Below are 17693 nucleotides of genomic sequence, written 5' to 3'. Positions count from 1 at the left end.
TACCTCCTTTCATGGCATTGAGTGCCCTTGATTTAGGCAACGAATATCGGCTGTTCAAGATCACGGTTTGGCCGAGATCGTCACCGTCGAATGGGTCCCGGTAGGGACGATGGTTGCCCATCGCCCCCCGGCCAGATCCGTACGTGCGGAACTACCGCATACGGCTCCTATCGGATGTTGTGACGGTGAGCCGAGCATCTGGATGCGGATGCACTAAGCGACATGGCGGCAGGTATTTGCGAAGCAGCCTTTGGAAACGATCCCAAGACAGCCGGTGTCGCTGGCTCCGACGCATTAAAGCGTGTCGCCAAGCGCGACCAACTTCCCAGCGGAACCCTCCCAGTCTTCGTAGATTGTCTGGCACCGCATGGTAGTTCAAATACCCCTGTAACACTTGCCGTAGCCACCGACCTACTACTGCCACCGGTTCATGGCGTCGTCGCATTAGCGTTTCCCGAATGGCCGCCAGCGTCGTGCGCATGCGCTTCTTGATTGTCAGACGGACAATCTTGAAGCCCCCATCATTGCGCCGCCTGCCGCAGCAATGCGTGAACCCCAGAAAGTCGAAAGTCTCTGGCTTGCGGATACCACGCTCCCGGCATTGTCGCGCAGCATACCGCCCAAAGCGAATTAGCCGCGTCTTTTCCGGGTGTAGTTGCAAGCCAAACTGAGCGAGACGCTCCCGCAATGCTTGCAGGAAGCGCTGCGCCTCTCCTTCGTGCTGGAACCCAATCACGCTGTCGTCGGCATAACGGACAATGATCACGTCGCCTTTAGCATTTCGAGTACGCCATTGCTGGACCCATATATCCAATGCGTAATGCAGGTAGATATTGGATAGCACGGGGCTAATTACAGAGCCTTGAGGAGTTCCTCGCGTTGATGCGACGCGGCAGCCGTCCTCAATCGTGCCCGCTTTCAGCCACTTGTGGATCAGACGTATCAGCCGGCGGTCACCTACTCGATGTGACAGGAAACGAAGCATCCACTCGTGATCGATTTCATCGTAAAACGAGCGAATATCCGCGTCCAGTATCCAGTTGATCTTCCGCTTGTCGATCCCAACCCACAGGGCGTCCAGCGCGTCATGCTGTCCCCTTCCTTGTCGGAACCCGTATGAGAAGCCGAGGAAGTCTTGCTCATAGACCGCGTTCAGAACCGTGGACACGGCCATCTGCACGACCTTTTCTTCCAGCGCTGCAATGCCGAGGGGACGGAGTCTTCCGTCATTCTTCGGAATGTAGACCCGTCGGGACGGTTGTGCGCGATACGCACCGGACTGAATCTCCCGGTGCAGTTCGTGCACGCGCCCTTCGAGTGTCTTCTCATAGTCGTACCACGTCACGCCATCCACACCGCTCGCCGCCTGCTTGCGAAGCGCATGGAAGCTCTTCACCAATAGCGTCGGAGTGATGTGGTGCATCAGCGCCGTGAAACGCATCTTCGGGTTCCGCTTGGCGGCTTCCCGTACACCTTCGATCCCCATCGAAGCGTGTTTTATCCGGCTCTGTGTCCGGCACGCTGGAGTTTCGAAGGCGTTCCCTCCGATTACACCCCTTCCCTCCATCGCCTCCGCAGGATCATCTCCCTTGTTCGGCAACTTCTGCGGTACTATGGGCGTATCCGACTTCTCATCAGCGTTGACGACTGGATTGCGGTCAACGACCTTGCCAGTCCCGTCCAGTCCATTTGCACTGGACACTGATGAGATCTCGCTGCTTCCGTATGAAAGACTTCCCGGCATGCACAGGGTCTCCGACCGCGCGGGATCGGGGCATGGCTTGCGATTGACGCCATGCACCGTGTTGCCTTCCGCTTCGCTTAACAGCGTCGGCATCCCGAATTGATCATTTCGCGGCTCAATGGCCGGCCTGCCGGTTTCCCCTGTCAACGCTTCGACGCAAACCTCGCGATGTGCGCCGCATGACTCGGGGTCAGAGTGATTCGCCACTTCTTCTCCATATTGAACTTTCATCAACTATCTTTCATCGGCTTTGCAGCCGCACTAAGCGCGATTTTCCATGCACATTGACGTAGGCGGTATCTCTGAACCAGCCGCTTTCGCGAAGCGATATCCGGGTCTGTCAGGCAGCGGAGGCTTTGGAGAAGTTGAACGGCAGCAGGTCGCCGATGTCGGCGGCTTCTTCGCGCTGAGGCAACTCAGCAAGCACGTGGCGTAGCCAGGTGAGTGGGTCGACGCCACAGGCGCGGCAGGTCAGCATCAGACTGTAGATCACGGCGCTGGCCCTGGCTCCGTCAGCGGTATCGCTGAACAGCCACGATTTTCTTCCGGTCGCAAAAACTCTGATGTCGCGTTCCAGAATGTTGTTATCGATCGGCATCCTGCCGTCGCTGATGTAGCGCGTCAGGTAATCCCATTGGTTCAGGGTGTAGGACACGGCATCGCCTAGCTTGGTATCCGGCACGACCTTCGGCGCGATATTGTCGAGCCACGTCTTTAGGGCGATGAGGACAGGCAAGCTGTGCTGTTGCCGGAAACGACGAATGCAATCGGCCTGCGTTTCACCGGCGTCGGGCGTTTGGTCTCTAGCCTGCTTTTCGATACGGTAGAGCTGCTCGAAGAACCGGAGCGCCTGTTCCGGCGGTCCGCCTCCATTCTTCCGGGTTTTGAGAGCCTCGACGAAGCGCCGCCGGGAATGGGCCATGCATCCGACATGGGTTGCGCCATGCAATGTGCGCCATGCGGTGTATCCATCGGTCACCAATATGCCGCTATAGTTACCGAGAAAGGTCTGCGGGTGGACCTGGCCGCGGCCCTGTTGATAGTCGAGAAGCACGATTGGCTCCTCACTATCGTCGCTGCTGCGATACGCCCACATGTAAGATGTGCTGGTGGCTTCCTTGTCTTTTTCCTTCAAGACCTGAACTGTCGTCTCGTCACCATGAATGAGAGGCTGCGACTGAAGCCGCAATCTCAGCGCATCGTAGATGCGATGCAAATGCCTCTCGCTCGAACCGATCACCCAGTGCGCGAGAGCACCTCGGCTGATCGGTACGCCGGCCCGTTCGAACGTTTGCGCCACGCGGTAGAGCGGCGTGCCGTCGACATATTTGTGGACGAGTGCGAAGGCCAGCGTGGAGGCGGTGGCGATGCTGCCCGGCAATGGTTGCGGCGGCATCGGTGCGATCACGACAGGTGTGTTGATGCCGGTGCGGTCGCAATGGCGGCAGGCGTATTTGAACCGCACATTCTGCAGAACCTTAGCCTTGACCTCGATATGAAGCTGCTCGGTAATGGCCTCGCCCATGCGATGCATTTGGCTGTCGCAGCAAGGGCAAACTTTCTGATCGTCGGGAAGGTCGTATTCGACACGCTCGCGGGGCAGGTCTTCTGGCAGAGGTCTGCGGCCCCGCTTTTTACCCGCGGCACTTTCGACTGCAGGCAGGCCTGTATCCGGGAGATCGGCGACGTCGTCGCCATGATCAGGATCATCCTCGTCTGCGGCCTCTTCGGCTTCGTTGAAGAGGCGATCGACGTGCTTTTCGCTGCGGGGTGCAAACCGATGCAGCCTTGCGAGTGCCAGTTCCTCTTCCAGCTTGACGACCCGCCGTGACAGCGCTTCCTTCTCGGCTTTGAGCGCAGCGATTTCGGCAGCACTTGCCGCCAACTGCGCCATCAGCTCTGCAACGCTCGGTTCGCCGGTTCGGGTCATCCCAGTTTTGAATCTGAACCGCGTCGCCGCGTCAACAGATCAACACGCCACCTCAGCCAGCGATCTGATATTGCCGAACCGGATGGCGGATCATCGCATCGATATCAATGCCGTCGAGTATCCAGTGGAGCTGCTCGCTCGAGAGCGTTACCACCGCAGTCTCTCGGCGGGGCCAACGGAACCTGTCCTCCGTCAATTTCTTCAGGACCATGACAAAGCCCGACCGGTCAAAGAACAGCAGCTTCACCCTATCCCGACGGCGGTTGCAGAAGGCAAACACCGCCGGAGCAAACGGGTCCAGCGCCATCGTCTCCTGGACCAGGACCGCAAGGCTATTGATGCCTGCCCGAAAGTCGATCGGTTCGCGATGCAGGTAGACCTTGAGATCAGCGCCCAGTCTGAACATGACCCAACGCTCCGATTATCGCCGTCAATCCGCTGAGATCATTGCACTCCAGCGTCAGTCTCACACCATTGGGCCGGGACGCGCTCACCTTTGCTGGAGAGGAAAGCGGGCCGTTCCTGTCCATTCCCGGCAATCGCCCTTCGCGATCCGCGGCAGGCATCTCAATGTCGAACTCCCTGCTCGGGGCGGCGACCTGAACGGGGATAAACGCAGATGTCGAAGACGGCGATAATGGATGGGCTTGGGTGTGCTTCCTGATCCATTTCCAAACGAGGTTCGCATTGACCCCGTGTTCTCGCGCTAGTTTCGATACCGATGCGCCGGGCTCAAGGCAGGCAGCAACAAGGCGATCCTTCGACCCTTGATCGAAGCGGCGTCTTCCATTCAGACCGACCAGCCGTACCGCGAGTTTTTGACCTTCATCCATAACTTGGTGTCCACCTCTTTTAAGTGGACACCACATGCCAAAGCTCACTCAAATACAGAAGGTGCGGAGAAATTCGCGCTTACGTCGAATGTGTCATCGATACGGTGCGGGACCGGCGCTCACAGCATCATCGAGATCACGAAAAGCCGCCCACCGAGTAGTTCCACCTCGTTGGGTATATCCGCCGGCTCAGGAACCAATTCGTTCGGTGAGAGTAAGGGGCCGGGTGGTGCGGAGGTGAGTTGGACACAGCGACCCTTCGCTGCTTCTGTGCGGCCCACTCCTTCTGTCGCAAATTAGCTGGCCCCGTCGCGCGGGGCTTCTTTTTGGAGGTTGTTTTGAACGCATCGGCGAACATGCGAAGCGAGGGAACTTCTTAAATCAGCCTCAGCTTCTTCCTGGAATCCGAAAGGAAAACTTCAGACATGGCAACACCATCTCGAGGCCGCGCTCAGGACCGCGCACGCGTCGCCAGCGGCCAGGATCACGAAGTGAAGTACGAGGCAATGAAGGAAGGCGCGTCAAAGGACGCGGTAAAGAAGACCGTCAAGGCGGTCGGCAACAGCCGCAAGAAGGTCGAAGACAGACTCGATCATAAGTGATCAGCATGATCTTCTTCACCGGCGACACCCACTTCGGCGACTCTCGCGTCCTTCGCATCGATCGGCGACCCTTCCCTGATATGGTGTCCCACGATCTTGCCCTCATCAGGAACTGGAACCTGATCGTCGGGATCGACGACGAAGTTTGGCATTTGGGCGACTTCATGTCATCGCGGGCGGGCGATTGCGACACGCTCCTCGACCTCCTGCACGGCAGGAAACATCTCATTGTCGGCAACAACGATACAGAGGCGACGACCGATGCATCGGGCTGGAGCAGCGTCCAGCATTACAAAGAGTTGGCCTTGGACGGCTACCATCTGGTGCTATGCCATTACGCGTTTAGAACCTGGAACAAGATGGGCAAGGGCTCGATCAATCTGCACGGACACTCCCACGGCAGGCTGAAGCCGGTCCCCCGTCAGTTCGATGTCGGCGTCGATGCACGTGAACTCCAGCCGGTTCGGCTTGACGCTCTGCTTTCCTCGAGCCGCCAAAAGGCTAACGCACGGCGAGCTATAGTGAACGCGACCCAGGGATCAGTCGTGAAAGAAGGCCGACGCTGAGGCTGGTCCATTTCGGCGCCGGCTACCAGAACGTACGATATCGCTCCGTTCGCATGCGCTCATTTAAATCGTCACAAAACTGCAATATGTTTTTGGTCACACAGATCTTTTGTCATCTCGAACCTGGAGAGACGTCGTCTCTCTGCGCTAGAGAATAGTGGAGCAAACGATGCTGCAATCCCTGATTTCTCTTTCCGACCAGGATGTCGAATGTGTCATCGATACGGTGCGGGACTGGTGCTCACAGCATCATTGCACCATTGATAGCCGTCGCGGCAGACTTGCGCTTACGACCGCCGTGGATCTGATTCAGACGACGGGATTTCGTGAAGCGCTGCCGCTCGAGCTCTCCAAGAGACTTGATGGACCGGTCGGCGAACCGCCCGATGCGCAGTGAAGCAGAGTTGCCGTGCGCGCCTGTCTCACGAGTTCCCGTCTCTGGTGCTGGGTGGCTGCTCCTCCAAGCTCTGCGCTGGCGCCGCTCGAGCAACTGTACGGTTTTGACCGAAACTTCTGAAGCAGATCAAGCGTAAGTGGGCACCTGTGAAGGAGGTGTGCCTTGCTGACGCTGTACTTTCATATCACACACATGGATGGTTCGGTATTGGACACCGAGGGCCGGGAATTCCCCGACCTTTTTGTTGCAATTGAAGCAGCCAGGGAGAGGCTTCAAGAAATAGTCGCAACGGCTCTTTTGTCCAGAAAGCAAAGAATTCCGCTTGGCATCGCGATCTGCGGCCAGGAAGGCACGATCCTTCGCGAGGTTGCCGTCGATGCCGCCATCACCGAGATCGCGAGAAGCCACCAACCGAGTAGTTCCACCTTGTTGGGTATGTCCGCCGGCTCCGGAACCAATTCATTCAGTGAGAGTAAGGGGCCGGGCCGTGCGGAGGCAAGTTTGACGCCGCGACCCTTCGCTGCTTCTGTGCGACCCACTCCTTCTGTCGAAAATTACTAGCCCCGCCTCTCGCGCGGGGCTTTCTTTTTGGCGTTGGATTAAACCCGTCGTCGCGTATGCGAAGGTGCGAGGGGACTTGTTAAATCAGCCTCGGTTTCTTCCTGGCAACCGAAAGAAAAACTTCAGACATGGCAACACCATCTCGAAGCCGCGCTCAGGACCGCGCACGTCGCCGGCGGCTAAGAGCACGAAGTGAAGTAAAAGGCGACGAAAGAAGGCGTGCCAAAAGACGCGGTAAAGAAGACCGTCAAGGCGGTCGGCAACAGCCGCAAGAAGGTCGAAGACAAACTCGACCGTAAGTGAACAGCGCCGTTGGACGGTCACTGTGGCACGTCCATGCGGGACGCCCGCGGCTCGTACGTTTCCGTACCCCGTCAGCTGCATCGGACCAAAGTCTATTTTCGGTTGCCCGCAACGAAGTTAGGATGCGGTTTGACTGTTCTGCCTTTTTTGCCCATGCATTTAGACGGCGGTGCTCCCAACGTGAAGGGTTGAGATCTAAACACTCAGCGTCCAACCTATCCGCAGGAACACCGCGACAATCCCAGCGCTCACCCATCATCAGAGCGACTATAATCAGTGTTCGGCCGAATGAGAGATCTGGAATGTTTTCCTCTTCAGACAAGAATCTGAGGGACGTTCGTCATGTGACCCAGCCGCTGGTTTCAGTGGTCATTCCCGCCTTCAATGCTGCCCGCTTCGTTGAACGTACACTTCGATCTGCCGGGCGCCAGACCTACCGGAACCTGGAGATCATAGTCGTCAACGACGGCTCTACCGATGATACCGCAAAGGTGGTCGAGCAAGTGGCACTGGAAGATTCCCGGATTCGCCTGCTGTCCACGGCAAATCGCGGCGTTGCCGCTGCAAGGAACACCGGCATCCAGGCATCAACAGGTCGATTTTTGGCATTCCTTGACGCGGACGATCTCTGGCACCAGACAAAAATCGAAAAGCAGGTAAATGCTCTCGAGCGCTTATCCCCACAGTGGGCCGCCGTGTATGTGCTGCATTATATCATCAATCACGACGATGAGATCATTCGCTCCTGCCGGCCGGTTGTCGCCAGAGGATATATCTACGCCCGGCATCTGACTTTCAAATATGTTGGCAACGGAAGCGCGCTTCTTGTCCGTCGAGATGTCGCGCTCGAGATTGGCGGATTTGACAGCTCCTATGCTGCAGCAGGAATTGGCGGCTGCGAAGACCTCGATTTCGAACTCAGGCTGGCAGCGCGCTATCATGTCGAGGTCATCCCCGAACGCCTGGTGGGATACAGGCAGTATCCCGGCAACATGTCGTCCAATCACCTGCAAATGGGCCAAAGCGCTCTGGAAGTTGTCAGGCGTTCGCTGGCCGCAAATGCTCCGCTTCCAAAATACGCAGCGCGAAGCGCAACCAACGCAACTCAGAAATATGCATTTTGGGAATTCCGCCAAGCCAGGAACACATATCTGTCACTTGCAACCATTTTTTCGATATCACGAAGCGAGCCATATTTCGTGGTTCGACTTGTACTCGATAAATGCCTGCGCCTGATACAACATTGTCTTCGTCTCGTGACCACAACAGCAAACGGTCAAGATCCGCCGCAAACGACTAGGCCGAAATTCGACCCGCAAATTATCCCTTCCCCTGTCGAACGGCCAGATGAGACCGCACAATTTCGACGACACCTGATGCGGCTGACGGAGGTGGATGCCAAGCTGAGCTCAATCTTTGAGCCTCTAGCGAACGGGTTCACTCCGATGGCTATAAACCACAAGCCCCGTCTCCGCAGCCGGGCGCGAAAAGCAGACATTTGAGCCGGCATCCCAGCGTCGTTTCGTGGGAGGCCAAGGGCGGCCGTTGCAAGCCGCCCGCAACATACTTTTCGGTTATTTCGCCATTGCGGCTCTAGCCGCCTCGATTTGCGCCTTGACGGCGTCGAGGTTGAAGCTCGCGCCTTTCTGCATCGGCGGGAATTCGATGGCGGTTTCCGCCAGCTTCCCGACCTCCTGCTGGACAAACACGAAGCGCCAGAATTCGAACATGAACCATTCGTTGAAATACCCCTGTGCGCCGTCCAGCGTTCCGTTTCCCGGCGTGCCCAGGCGTTCGAAGGGATCGAGGCGCAGGTTCGTGATCGACGGCGCGTCGACATGCTCCTTGGCTCCGAGCCAGCCATTCGGCTGCTCGATAAAGCGATACTTGTAGTCGTCGATGCGCACCGCGCCCAGTGTGCTTTCGCCAAAATAGAAGATCTCGTGGCGCTTCGACGGGCCTTTGCCAGTGAGCAGATCTAACTGGTTGTAGCCGTCGAGATGGTTCTTATAGGTCCGGTCTCCGATCTGCTTTCCCTTCAACAGTTCGTCCGTGATGTTCGGATTTCCGGCAGCGGCGACGAATGTCGGCAGCCAATCCAGTCCGGAAATCAGGCCATTCTCCACAGTTCCGGCAGGAATCTGGCCGGGCCAGCGAATAAACGCCGGCACGCGGAAGCCGCCCTCGTAGATCGTACCCTTCTGCCCCCGAAAGGGTGTGTTGCCGCCGTCCGGCCAGGTGAATGTCTCCGTGCCGTTGTCGGTCGTGAACAGGACGATGGTGTTGTCGTCGACGCCCAGATCCTTGAGCTTCTGCATCACCAGGCCGACGTCGTCGTCGAGTTGAGCCATGCCGGCTTCCTGGAGCGACCAGCCATTCGCCGCAGTCCGCAGCGCCTCATACTTGGGCGAGAGATGAGTGATGACGTGCATGCGCGTCGGATTGAGCCACAGGAAGAAAGGCTTGTTTTCCGCCTTGGCCTTCTCCACGAACTTCAGGGCTTGGTCGCGGATCTCGTCGTCCACCGTTTCCATCCGTTTCGGATAGAGCGTGCCGGCGTCTTCGATTCTCTGCTTGCCGACCTTCCCCCAGCGCGCGTCTACGGTCGCGTCGTCTGTTGTCATTGCCCAGCTATGGACCATGTTGCGCGGCCCGACCTTGTCCAGCAAGTCCTGCGGGTAGTTGGCATGCGCGGGATCTTCCATTGCGTCGAGATGATAGAGATATCCGAAGAACTCGTCGAAGCCGTGAACCGTCGGCAGGAACTCGTTGAGGTCGCCAAGATGGTTCTTGCCGAACTGGCCGGTGGCATACCCCATGTCCTTGAGGGCAGTCGCCAACGTCACGGCTTCCGCCGGCAGGCCGGTCTTGGCACCTGCCTGCCCGACGGTGGTCATGCCGGTACGGATCGGAAGCTCGCCTGTGATGAAGTTCGCCCGGCCCGCCGTGCAGCTCGCCTCGGCGTAATAGTCGGAGAACAGCATGCCCTCGGCGGCGATCTTGTCGAGGTTCGGCGTACGGCCGGCCATCAAGCCGCGGTGATATGCGCCGATGTTCCACATGCCAATGTCGTCGCCCATGACGACGACGATATTGGGCTTTTGCGCTTCTTGTGCCTGCGCCGGGACAAGCGCGCCCCAGAGAACGGCCGAAGCAGCCAATGCTCCGATGCCGCAGATGATCTTGCGATACATGTGACTCCTCCGTTGTGATTTCCGGCCGAACGATGAACCATCCGAACGCACGGCAGCAAAATTCAACGAGCGCCGCAGTCGCGTATTCACTCTGAATTCAATCGAAACAACTGGAGCAATTTCAGTTCCGGACGGTCGTCAAGTGGGACCGCACCGCCCGAGCGTGAGGTCCCTTGGTTTGCGAAAGGAGGCTCACGGCGCGCAACCTACCAAACGGCGTTCCGCCGCGATATTGTACCTTGGGGCAGCCGTGGCCGTTCTGGAATTTCTTGAAAGGAAACAGACATCTCTTTCAACGCTCGCTATTCGCGTGCCGATAGCAGGAGCGTTGGCGGTAGAGCAGGTCGGCTGAATTCGTGTGATTTGACACAAGAATAGACAAGTGATCGGGGCGAAGCCGTGACTGCGGACGCGTGCCCGGCGGGCCGCCACCAATTTTCCTAGTTTCGCCTCAATTGATGTTGGCCCATCGTTGCCATTCCAAATGGCCCCGATGCTCGACATCGAAAACGAAATTTACCGTGAAGGTACCATCGGCCGATCGCCTCCCTTTACCTCGCAAGACGGGTTCTCCCGCTGGCACTGATCGATAAATCATCAGGGAGGTTTTGACTGGAACTCAGCGACATCGCTAAAACCTCCCTGATGTCCTTTCAACAAGGATCAGGAGAATCTAAGCCGGATCGGGCCGAAGGAAAGTCGGACTTAAGTCCGGCTGGCGACGTCAGGAGACGCTGCTCATATGTCATGCGAAGTAAGGTGAAGGTCCGTGGAGGGGCGGATAGGAGGAGAATATGAAGTTCGGCCCCGATCACTCCAATCACGAAGAGCGCTGCTCGCAAGGCCACAGTTCGGCGTCGACCATCGCGACGATCGAAGCGGCGCTTTCCGCCGATCCGGATATCGACAGCAGTGCGATCGAGATCAGGATGCTCGGTCCTGTCGTCCTGCTCGAAGGCTATATAAGCAACGCCGCAGACCGCGAGAAAGCCATCTCGCTTGCTGCGATGATCGTCGGCGAAGAGAACGTCCAGGACCGGATGCTGAGCCGTTTTCCCCCGCAGTAGACAACCGAATCCTGCCGATAGGACGAAGGTCTGAGCAAACCCCGGCATGAAGTCCCACGTCAGGAACACTTCCTCCATCTTTCGGTTTGGCTGCGCAGGAACCAACCGCATCCAAGGAGGAAAACAGATGAATACCAAACTAGTAGGAATCGCCGCCGGCATGCTGTTGGCATCGACGTCAGCCTTTGCGCAGTCGTCGACGGTCACGGGCGCAGCAGGCGGCGCTGCAGCGGGTGCAGCCGTTGGTGGCCCGGTCGGTGCTGCTGTCGGCGGCATCGCCGGCGGCGTGGCAGGCAGCGCCATCGAACCGCCGCCGCAGAAGGTGGTGACCTATGTTCAGCAGGCTCCCGCCCCGACCAAGCGCGTCGTGGTCAAGGAGAAGGTCGTCGTCGGACAACCTCTGCCGGAGACCGTGGTCGTCACGCCAGTTCCCGATGACCCCAAATATGCATACGCGATCGTCAATGATGAGCGTGTGATCGTCGAACCTTCCTCCCGGAAGGTCATCCAGGTCATTCAGTGACCTTCGGGCGGCTTCGGCCGCCCTTACGATAATTAGGGCATGCATGCAAACGCATGAGAATGCGGGACGGAATCGCGTGCCCGAAACCTCGGAGATTGATCATGAAAAGCAAGCATCTCACCATGCTCCTGGCGGCGCTGTCACTCAGTGTCTCTCCACTTGCTACATTGCCCGCCGCAGCCCAACAGAACACAAAGAGCGGCGGCCAGGCCCAATCCGGTTCACAGACCGGTACGGATGCCGGTTCGCAGTCCGGCTCCAAGACCACCGGCACCGACTGCACCCCCGACGCGTCGGGAGCCTGCCCACAAGGCAAGGACCAGTCATCGCAGCAGAAATCCGGCCAGGGCTCGGACATGAAAAAGAGCGCCGGGCAGCCTTCGAACGATAATTCTTCGACGAGCGGAACCGCCTCCGGCAAGTCTTCGACAGAAGCCAAACCCGGATCGCAAGACGCCGGCGGCGCCACCACGACCGAACAGAAGCCCGCCGCCAAGTCCGGCAGCACCGATACAAGCGGCTCAGCCACCTCAGGCACGAACAGCAGCACGCAAAATGCCAAGCCTGCGGAGGGCTCCGGCAACGCCGCCACCACGAAGCAGCCGACCGACCAGAACTCTTCGACGACGAACAAGAGCTCTTCCGAAACCAACGTCAACAACAACACCACGACGAACAATCAGACGTCCAAGACCAACGTCAACATTTCCGTCGAACAGCAGACTGAAATTCGAACCGCGGTGAAGGAGGTCCATGTTGCGCCGGTGAAGGAAGTGAATTTCACGGTCTCCGTCGGAACGAAGATCCCGAAGAAGGTTCGTCTCGAACCACTGCCGCCCCGCATCGTGAAGATCGTTCCGCAGTATGAAGGCTACCGCTACTTCATCCTTGCGGATGGCCGGATCATCATCGTCGATCCCGATACTCTTGAGATTGTCTACATCATCGAGGCCTAGAGCCGTTCAGCTTTTCATCGAAAAGCAGAACCGCTCAACCTCTTGTCTCGCCGCAATTCCGGACGGAAAACCGCTTCGCACTTTTCCTGGAATTGCTTTAGCAGGCATGTCCCGGCGGCGGATGGCGTGCCGCCGGTCTCCGCCCTGCATGTCATGGATTGATCTACGCACATCAGAAGATGCGCCGGCGACAGAGCTACAGTCGCGACCGGCTTAGAGTATTTCCGTTGTTCTTCGAATCGCGAAAATACTCTATCTCTTTGTTTTCACGCACTTCCGGACGCAAAAAAACGCTATGCACTTTTGCTGGATTGCTCTAGCCGCGACGCCATCGCCCGTGCAATTTCCGCAGGGGCTTCGTCAGGAATGGCGAAGACGGAGCTGACGTTGATCTCGCAGAGAACGTAGGTGTCGTTGCCTGCAGTGTCTGGTGGCCCGTAAAGGAAATCGGCGTCCCAAATGATTGGCAACGACGCTGCTTCGATCCCAAGCGTCGACATCATTTCCGGCGTCCACTCGCTTTCCATCCTTGTCCTCAAGGTCTGGAACGGTTCTGCGGATGCTGGATGCATCATGCGTGGGCCGGGCTGAAGTGGTTCCCCACCAGGTCCTGACGGTGGCGTCACCAGCGCCTTGACCAACTGTTGTCCGAAGCCGACGACCCTGCTTCCAGACATGTAGCAGCGGATCATGCCCTCGGGCAGACGGGACTGAAACGGCTGATCGATGATGCAGCCGCCCTCGGTGAAGTAGGTGTCGCAGCGGGAAATGAAGTCTGAAAGATCGATGGTTTCAGGGACACTGCTTGATTTCGCTTCCAGCACACTGATCAAGGTCCCACCGCCGCGTGGGGCTCCGGTGAATTCGACCTTCCAGATACCTTGTCCGCCGTTGCCGCGGTTTTGCTTCAACACGCGCGGTCCGGCGGCCAGGAAGGTTGGAACGAACGCCTGGCGGAAGTCCGCGCCGGTGCGATAGAGACGTGTGTCGACGCCCCAGCCGATATGCCTGGTCTCGTAGAGCACTTCCTTGACCCCCATCTTGAGGATCACGTCCGGATGCGCACTTACAAATCGGCCGGCTTTCGCCACCTGCCGCAGAAGCGGATCGAGGATCTCTCTCGTCTTCCCATCATCGAGCGGGTTCACCCAGACAAGCACGGCGTCGACGGCAAGGAGCTGTTCGAGGACCTCGTCGGCGAGCTCTTCGTCGAAGACGGCCGGCTCCGGCGCAAAGCCGACTGCCGCGAGTTCTTCGAAGATCCGGTGGAAGCGGTTGTTCTGCGGCGTCGCCGCGCACCGGGCATCCCGGTCGCCGCGCCAGACGATGGCAATCCTTGAGGGCGAGTTCGTCATGGATGCACCTCCAACGACAGGCGATAGGCGAAGGCGCCTTGACCAAGTTTGCGTCCCTGCTGACAGCGGACGTCGATCAGCCTCTGGGCGCCTGATGTACCGACGATCAGATTCAGCTTGTCAGGTGTGATTTCAAGAAATGACGGCATGGCGCGTCCTCCGTTGATGCGGGTTCAAGGACGCGATTCTTCGGCCTTAGCCTCGTGGGGCGATCGCTGCCCCATGAGCCAAAACTCTCAAAGCAGGATCGCCCTGTCAAGCAGGCCGGCAAGCGAAGGCGCGGCCGAGGCCCGGAGCTTGCTGCCGCGATCGCCGCGCACCACCTAGATAGGCGGGCCGCCGGGCCATGAAATCGGCCAGCGAGGGTAGGATCGCAGACGCCGATGGACGGGCCTTCTTCGGCCGAGCCGAAACGCTGGACTGGTTCCAGCTGCGCCATGCCGACAACCGACGCGCAGTCTTTGCCTACGACCGTCTGGGCGCGCTGACCTCCTCCCGCTGGATCAATCCCTGAACGCCGGACGACCAAGCGTGAGCGCCAACCCGAAAACGCGATGAAGGCGGCCGGTTTGCGAGGCCGCCTCCTGTTTGATCAGGCCGTCCGCCTGACCATTCTCGCCACAGCGATGAGGATACAGGCTCCGATGAAGCCCGCGATGAGATAACCCAGCCATCCGCCAAGGACGACGCCGAAGAGCGACAAGATAAAGTTGGCGACGATGGCGCCGACAATACCCAGAATGATATTCATCAGCACGCCCATGTTGCTCTTCATGAGCAATTCGGCGAGCCAGCCGGCAATGCCGCCGATGACGATTGCGGCGATCCAGCCGATACCTGCACTTTCCATAGCAATTCCCCCTTGTGAATGATGAGCGGCCGGCGCGGGCAATCAGATCTCGCAGATCCAAGTTAAACCGATTGCCAAGCGACAAGACTGTAAATCTTTCCCGCGCCAGTTGGTTCCATAAGCACCCAAGCGCTCGCGTGCCCCTCCCCGATCTGCTTCAGGTCATTTGTCGGCTGCCGGCCAATCGTTCGCAGGCTCCTCTATGACGGCAACATCGTCGTCGGCAGGGTCGGGGTCGCGCTCAAGGGCTGCTCGCAGATTGGCGATCTCCTTGATGATCGCATCGAAGACGTCCTGCTGCCTGGCCCCGGCCACAACGCAGTCGTCGACGAGATGCTCCAGCTTGGCGCGAAGCCCGACCTTCCAATTATTTTTGCTCATGACCTTTTCCTCCTCTGATCGATCCACACGGAGCATGGTCGCTCAGCTGTTCCTCCGCCTTTGATGGCGGGCGGCGGTTTCCGCGCGCAGGAGACAGCGATCGATTTGCTTCCCTGGCTGACGGTCGATCCTCGCCAAATCCTGTTGGGATGAGATCGCGGCGGGTAAGGTGCTCGCCTGGCATTTCGTTGCCTGCACCGAGAAATCGGAAAAACCGGTGCGTATACCATCTCCGTCACGTCCGATTGGCGCGCCGCGACCTCGGCGGATTAACCGATAGCCGCAGCAACGGTTCCGCCCGGCCTGGACTCTTTTGCCGGCATCGCAAAACCGTCTATTCTGCGACGTTGCAAAAGTTGCGAAAACAAGTGTCGCTTCAATCGGGAACTTCGGCTTCCCGAACCTTGAGGATACGGTCGATAAGACCCCATTCCAATGCTTCTTCCGCCGTCATGAAGCGGTCGCGATCCATCCCGCGCTCGAAGTCTTCATAGGAGCGTCCGCAATGCTCCGCGTAGAGCCGCGTCATGCGCTGCTTGGTCTTCAGAATTTCTTCGGCATGAATCAGCATGTCGGAAGCCTGCCCTTGGAAGCCACCCGATGGCTGGTGAATGAGGATACTGGCATTGGGCAAAGCAGCTCTTCCGCCGGCCTCGCCTGCCATCAGCAGGAACGATCCCATGGAACGGGCTGTCCCCATGCAAAGCGTATGAACCGGCGCGCGGATAAAGCGCATGGTGTCGTACATGGCGAGGCCGCTGGTCACGGCGCCGCCCGGAGAATTGATGTAGAGATTAATCGGTTTCTTTGGATTCTCGGCCTCAAGAAACAGTAACTGGGCGCAGACCAGAGCGGAAACGGTATCGTTGACCTCGCCATTGAGGAAGATGATGCGTTCGCGCAGAAGGCGGGAGTAAATGTCAAAGGACCGCTCCCCTCTGCTGGATTGTTCTATGACCATAGGGACGAGTTGCATCGCTTCGCGCATCGGCGAACTCCAATCTTCCAGAAATTAAAGGGGAGAGCTTGCCGCGTCAGGCGGCGAGCATGAGGGCCGGAGCGTTGCTGTTCGCGGCCGTTTTCGCCATCCGGTCAAGCCTCGTGTCGGTAAGCTCGTGGATAATACGCAGGCGGGTGCCGCCGGTCGCGTTCGGGACGATCGTGAACGTCACCGTGCTTTCAAGGAAGGGTGGAGCGTCGTCGCGCAGGCTATAACGGACTTCCTCGCCAGGTGTGATCGTGGCCGGGGCGGGATCGGCTAAAGCGTCTTTCGGCAACCACTTTTCCCGAAATTCCGGAATGCTGATTGCCCGCCAGACCTTTTGCGGCGGTTCATCCAGATCGAACTCCAGTTCGATGCCGTCTTTCTGCTCCTTGGCCTTTTGATCGTTCATTGGTCCATATCCTTCAGCAAGACCTTGAGAGCTTCGATGCGGGCAGGCCAGTAGGCGCGATATTTCGCCAACCACTGTGCGATGAGAGCCAGCCCCTCCGGATCGACTTCGTAATTCACGAAACGCCCCTGCCGTTCTTCCCTCACGAGCTTTGCGCTCCGCAAAACCGAGAGGTGTTGCGACATTGCCGGCTGGCTGATCTCCATGCCCTCACGCAGGGCACTGGCATTCATGCCGCCCGCCGCCAGCTTCTCGAAGATCGCACGGCGGGTCGGGTCAGCCAAGGCTCGGAAAATGTCATTCTCGATCATGCAAACACATAAGCACACACTTATGCGATTCGCAAGTCTGTTTCTCGATGGCTTTTCCGTTGTCGCCCGTCCCTTCGCTCGACTTTCGCCCTTGGCAGATCACAAATGCTCCGCCAGCAGACCTGCCGCCAAGGCATGGAAAGCCTCGACCGCCTTTGGCATCACGCTCTCTGGGTCTTCGCTGGCGGCGATCCAGAGGGCGGCATTGAGAGCCGCGCCGCTCAGCAATCGGGCGGCCGCCTCCGGGTCGAGCGGCTTGAGCATGCCTTGAGCGATCAGGCGCGCAACGGTGCTCCTGGTCACCTGCAGGCAATTATTCTGGCTCGGCCACTGCGAGGGATCGCCCAGCACCGCAGGTCCGTCGAGCAGAACGATGCGCTGGACTTCCGGGTTCAGCGCCATCTCGATATAGGCCGCACCCTCGGCGAGCAGGCCCTGCCAATCGCTGCCTGCGCGCGCCCCGATCTCTTGCGCGCGCACCGCCATCTCCGTGTCGATCTGATCGACCACCGCCGCCAGCAGCCCGCGTTTGTCTCCGAAATTGTGGTAGAGCGCGCCGCGTGTCAGCCCGACGTCGGCCGTCAACTCGTCCATCGATGCTGCGGCGTAGCCCTTTTCCGCAAAAGCCTTTCGCGCCGCCGCGATCAATTTGACGCGGTTTTCCTGCATCGTTTCGCTGCGTTTCCTGGCCATGCGATCCCTCAATTTCAGATACGGATCGTATAT

General features: G+C 58.5%; 21 protein-coding genes and 2 pseudogenes. 10 read left to right on the top strand and 13 right to left on the bottom strand.

Annotation, left to right across the window (positions count from 1 at the left end):
- Positions 1–151: 151 nt before the first annotated feature.
- The 4 genes from ltrA to tnpA form a co-directional block, all read right to left on the bottom strand.
- Entirely contained in the window at positions 152–1975 is a 1824-nt protein-coding gene (gene ltrA / locus N2600_RS04865; protein WP_260298242.1) for a group II intron reverse transcriptase/maturase, read from the bottom strand.
- 109 nt (positions 1976–2084) lie between these two features.
- Positions 2085–3674, bottom strand: coding sequence for an IS66 family transposase (tnpC, locus tag N2600_RS04860; RefSeq protein ID WP_163879878.1), 1590 nt, complete (start codon positions 3672–3674; stop codon positions 2085–2087).
- A gap of 52 nt (positions 3675–3726) precedes the next feature.
- A complete protein-coding gene (gene tnpB, locus N2600_RS04855) occupies positions 3727–4080 on the bottom strand; it encodes an IS66 family insertion sequence element accessory protein TnpB (RefSeq protein WP_011654171.1) in 354 nt (117 codons plus the stop codon).
- The gene (tnpA, locus tag N2600_RS04850) at positions 4061–4507 is read right to left on the bottom strand and encodes an IS66-like element accessory protein TnpA (RefSeq protein WP_445944938.1); all 447 of its coding nucleotides are present in this window, start codon (positions 4505–4507) and stop codon (positions 4061–4063) included. The genes tnpB and tnpA overlap by 20 nt, the downstream gene beginning before the upstream one ends.
- 425 nt (positions 4508–4932) lie before the next feature.
- Between tnpA and N2600_RS04845 the strand changes: the two genes are divergently transcribed.
- The 6 genes and pseudogenes from N2600_RS04845 to N2600_RS04820 all read left to right on the top strand — a co-directional run bounded on the left by N2600_RS04845 (position 4933) and on the right by N2600_RS04820 (position 8438).
- On the top strand, positions 4933–5109 hold the full coding sequence (locus N2600_RS04845; RefSeq protein ID WP_162118182.1) for a DUF3606 domain-containing protein: 177 nt from the start codon (positions 4933–4935) through the stop codon (positions 5107–5109).
- Between the two features lie 5 nt (positions 5110–5114).
- The gene (locus N2600_RS04840; protein ID WP_170257819.1) at positions 5115–5675 is read left to right on the top strand and encodes a hydrolase; all 561 of its coding nucleotides are present in this window, start codon (positions 5115–5117) and stop codon (positions 5673–5675) included.
- A 169-nt stretch (positions 5676–5844) separates the two neighbouring features.
- On the top strand, positions 5845–6072 hold the full coding sequence (locus N2600_RS04835; RefSeq protein WP_170257820.1) for a hypothetical protein: 228 nt from the start codon (positions 5845–5847) through the stop codon (positions 6070–6072).
- 162 nt (positions 6073–6234) lie between these two features.
- Entirely contained in the window at positions 6235–6633 is a 399-nt protein-coding gene (locus N2600_RS04830) for a DUF6894 family protein (RefSeq protein ID WP_260298237.1), read from the top strand.
- Between the two features lie 128 nt (positions 6634–6761).
- Positions 6762–6936 (top strand): annotated as a pseudogene (locus N2600_RS04825) (DUF3606 domain-containing protein).
- A gap of 302 nt (positions 6937–7238) precedes the next feature.
- Entirely contained in the window at positions 7239–8438 is a 1200-nt protein-coding gene (locus tag N2600_RS04820) for a glycosyltransferase family 2 protein (RefSeq protein ID WP_170257821.1), read from the top strand.
- A gap of 72 nt (positions 8439–8510) precedes the next feature.
- Here the strand turns inward: N2600_RS04820 and N2600_RS04815 are convergent, their stop codons facing one another.
- The gene (locus N2600_RS04815) at positions 8511–10130 is read right to left on the bottom strand and encodes an arylsulfatase (protein WP_260298235.1); all 1620 of its coding nucleotides are present in this window, start codon (positions 10128–10130) and stop codon (positions 8511–8513) included.
- Positions 10131–10924: 794 nt separating this feature from the next.
- Here N2600_RS04815 and N2600_RS04810 point away from each other — a divergent pair.
- From N2600_RS04810 to N2600_RS04800, 3 genes are all read left to right on the top strand, one after another.
- Positions 10925–11197: a BON domain-containing protein gene (locus tag N2600_RS04810; RefSeq protein ID WP_162118186.1), complete on the top strand. Its 273-nt coding sequence runs from the start codon at positions 10925–10927 to the stop codon at positions 11195–11197.
- A 127-nt stretch (positions 11198–11324) separates the two neighbouring features.
- Entirely contained in the window at positions 11325–11720 is a 396-nt protein-coding gene (locus N2600_RS04805) for a DUF1236 domain-containing protein (RefSeq protein WP_260298233.1), read from the top strand.
- 101 nt (positions 11721–11821) lie between these two features.
- A complete protein-coding gene (locus tag N2600_RS04800) occupies positions 11822–12676 on the top strand; it encodes a DUF1236 domain-containing protein (RefSeq protein WP_260298231.1) in 855 nt (284 codons plus the stop codon).
- 293 nt (positions 12677–12969) lie between these two features.
- Here N2600_RS04800 and N2600_RS04795 read toward each other — a convergent pair whose 3' ends face one another.
- Both N2600_RS04795 and N2600_RS04790 read right to left on the bottom strand, forming a co-directional pair.
- The gene (locus tag N2600_RS04795) at positions 12970–14031 is read right to left on the bottom strand and encodes a Cj0069 family protein (RefSeq protein WP_222387342.1); all 1062 of its coding nucleotides are present in this window, start codon (positions 14029–14031) and stop codon (positions 12970–12972) included.
- Positions 14028–14180, bottom strand: a complete 153-nt coding sequence (locus tag N2600_RS04790) for a hypothetical protein (protein ID WP_222387343.1) — start codon at positions 14178–14180, stop codon at positions 14028–14030. Before N2600_RS04790 ends, N2600_RS04795 begins: the two co-directional genes overlap by 4 nt.
- Positions 14181–14295: 115 nt before the next feature.
- Between N2600_RS04790 and N2600_RS04785 the strand changes: the two are divergent.
- Positions 14296–14545 (top strand): annotated as a pseudogene (locus N2600_RS04785) (pyridoxamine 5'-phosphate oxidase family protein); the annotation flags it as partial.
- A gap of 78 nt (positions 14546–14623) precedes the next feature.
- Here N2600_RS04785 and N2600_RS04780 read toward each other — a convergent pair.
- From N2600_RS04780 to N2600_RS04755, 6 genes are all read right to left on the bottom strand, one after another.
- Complete coding sequence (locus N2600_RS04780) at positions 14624–14881, bottom strand: GlsB/YeaQ/YmgE family stress response membrane protein (protein WP_017963287.1); 258 nt, start codon at positions 14879–14881, stop codon at positions 14624–14626.
- Between the two features lie 162 nt (positions 14882–15043).
- Positions 15044–15262, bottom strand: a complete 219-nt coding sequence (locus N2600_RS04775) for a hypothetical protein (protein ID WP_170257825.1) — start codon at positions 15260–15262, stop codon at positions 15044–15046.
- A gap of 376 nt (positions 15263–15638) precedes the next feature.
- Positions 15639–16250, bottom strand: a complete 612-nt coding sequence (locus tag N2600_RS04770) for an ATP-dependent Clp protease proteolytic subunit (RefSeq protein WP_170257826.1) — start codon at positions 16248–16250, stop codon at positions 15639–15641.
- Between the two features lie 46 nt (positions 16251–16296).
- Positions 16297–16656 (bottom strand): SRPBCC family protein, encoded by a 360-nt coding sequence (locus tag N2600_RS04765; RefSeq protein ID WP_260298228.1) that lies wholly within the window; start codon positions 16654–16656, stop codon positions 16297–16299.
- Complete coding sequence (locus N2600_RS04760; RefSeq protein ID WP_003546150.1) at positions 16653–16967, bottom strand: ArsR/SmtB family transcription factor; 315 nt, start codon at positions 16965–16967, stop codon at positions 16653–16655. Before N2600_RS04760 ends, N2600_RS04765 begins: the two co-directional genes overlap by 4 nt.
- A gap of 99 nt (positions 16968–17066) precedes the next feature.
- A complete protein-coding gene (locus N2600_RS04755; RefSeq protein ID WP_170257828.1) occupies positions 17067–17660 on the bottom strand; it encodes a TetR/AcrR family transcriptional regulator in 594 nt (197 codons plus the stop codon).
- Positions 17661–17693 lie beyond the last annotated feature (33 nt).

It is taken from the genome of Rhizobium sp. WSM1274 (assembly GCF_025200775.1).
Lineage (GTDB): Bacteria > Pseudomonadota > Alphaproteobacteria > Rhizobiales > Rhizobiaceae > Rhizobium > Rhizobium leguminosarum_I.
The sequence above is the reverse complement of the archived record's forward strand: the minus strand, read 5'-3'. Positions and strand labels throughout refer to the sequence as shown.